The organism is Microcoleus sp. AT3-A2 (genome assembly GCF_036705685.1).
Lineage (GTDB): Bacteria > Cyanobacteriota > Cyanobacteriia > Cyanobacteriales > Microcoleaceae > Microcoleus.
The window spans coordinates 1-1,828 of record NZ_JAUBVF010000150.1 but is presented as its reverse complement, the minus strand read 5'-3'; the positions used below and the strand labels follow the sequence as shown (position 1 = coordinate 1,828).

General features: G+C 40.3%; 3 protein-coding genes. 2 read left to right on the top strand and 1 reads right to left on the bottom strand.

The genetic code is table 11. The features are described 5' to 3' along the window. On the top strand, positions 1 to 654 hold a 654-nt coding region (locus tag QUB37_RS29590), incomplete at its 5' end, for an ISL3 family transposase (RefSeq protein ID WP_333168795.1). Positions 655 to 695: 41 nt separating this feature from the next. On the opposite strand, the gene QUB37_RS29585 is transcribed toward QUB37_RS29590, so the two are convergent. Then, the gene (locus QUB37_RS29585; protein ID WP_333168794.1) at positions 696 to 1,016 is read right to left on the bottom strand and encodes a type II toxin-antitoxin system RelE/ParE family toxin; all 321 of its coding nucleotides are present in this window, start codon (positions 1,014 to 1,016) and stop codon (positions 696 to 698) included. A 154-nt stretch (positions 1,017 to 1,170) separates the two neighbouring features. On the opposite strand from QUB37_RS29585, the gene QUB37_RS29580 reads away from it, so the two are divergent. Then, entirely contained in the window at positions 1,171 to 1,644 is a 474-nt protein-coding gene (locus QUB37_RS29580; RefSeq protein WP_333168793.1) for a hypothetical protein, read from the top strand. Positions 1,645 to 1,828 lie beyond the last annotated feature (184 nt).

The window sequence follows — 1,828 nt, the reverse complement described above, 5'->3', positions numbered from 1 at the left end:
GTTGTGAGTGACCTGGGCGAAGGTAATTTAATTGAGATGATTGATTCTCATCGCTGTGAAGAAATCATTGAAGTCCTGATGCAACAAGCAATTGAGGTTCGTGAACAAGTTGAGGAAGTCAGTGTTGATATGTGGGGAGGATTCCCTAAAGTTATCAAAAAAGTATTCCCAAATGCCAAAGTTATTATTGATCGTTTTCATGTGATGAAAGTAGTTAATAAAGACTTAAATAAGTTACGTAGAGCAGCCGGAATAACAGATAGGCAAAGTAAATATCTATTATTAAGTAACCGAGTAAAATTAAATCAAGACCAGATTGATAAATTAGAAATGACACTAGGAAAATCCGAATGTTTGCGAATTGCGTATGAGATGAAAGAAAAATTTAGAGAAATATATGAGACTAATTTGACGGTACAAAAAGGGCAGAAGAAAATCAAAGAATGGCTAAATCATGCACAAGTATTTTTTAGAGAAGCTGCATCAACAATTGAGAATCATTTTGAGGGTATTTGCAACTACTTTCTTCATCGCACAACAAGTGGAGTCATGGAAGGAATCAACAATCGGATTAAGTTGATAATGCGGCAAGGGTATGGTTTTTCTAATTTTAATAATTTTAGGAATCGCGTATTAGCTTGCTTTTCTGATTAGATAAACTTATAACCATAAGTTCAGGAGAGCCTTCACGTCTTTCATAGTCTCTCCAATATTGAATAGCTTTGCCAATATCTCGCTCTTTCCTTTCTCTTATCTCCACCTATTAGCAGAAGTATAATTGTCAGCCCGACTTGTCCACAGTAAAGCCGATATCCAGGGCCAGAGTCAATTTTGAGTTCAAAAACTCCTTCTCCGACGGACTTACAATCTCCTAGATTACCAGTCATGACTCGCTTCAGCCTTAACCGAATCCTATTTTTGCCTGTGGTATCCCGGAGCGAGTTATACCAATCTTCAAAAGGATTTGTCCCATCTGCTCTCAGGTAGTTGCGAATTTCCCTGGGTTGTACTTCCATGATTTTATCGTACTTGATTAACAATTTCTATCGTAGGGCGATCGACAGTGCATTAAGTGGGCAAATAAATCATACTTAAGACAGAGGCATTCGAGCGACAAAATAGTAAACCTTGTTTGAGGGAACAAACTTTAAATCAAACAGGGGATTGTGAATGAATTTTAAATCGATCGCAAAAACCAATCTACTATTCGGCAGCCTGATAATTAGCCTCGGATTGCAAGCACTTCCAGCCACAGCGCAAGCAGTCACCGACGCGCAAGTTTCCGCCCTCGTAGAAGCGCTGCGACAAGCCGCCCCGCCCCAAGCCGCAAATGACGGAATGTACAGTCAGTGGCAAGTTTTACCGAACAATATTTCCCGCTGGGCAAAATTCTGTACTAAACAAGATTTAACACCCCAACAATTTGAGGCCGACGCGACAAAAGCCAAATCAATTGTTACCTGTATCGTGGGCGATTTGCTGCGCGACGAATACAAAGCCAGCAGCAACAATGAATTAACCGCTGTACGCCGCGCCGCTTGCTGGTGGATGACTGGGGACTCCGCAGCTTGTAAAAGTGGCGCAACTGCTACTTATGCTGATAAAGTTATCAGCGTTTACCAGAAGCAGCAACCTAAAAAGTAAAGTTTTTGCTGGCGGAATTTAGATTTTTTTGAACGCAGATGGACGCGGATGGTTTTGTGCTGATGGACAGATAAGAGCGATTTAATATCAAATTCAATTATCCTATAACAATACTCCGGACAGTTTTTAAAGAGGAATGCGATCGCAATAAAATAGAGAAGTGAAAAAAGTGAGTGCAATCTGA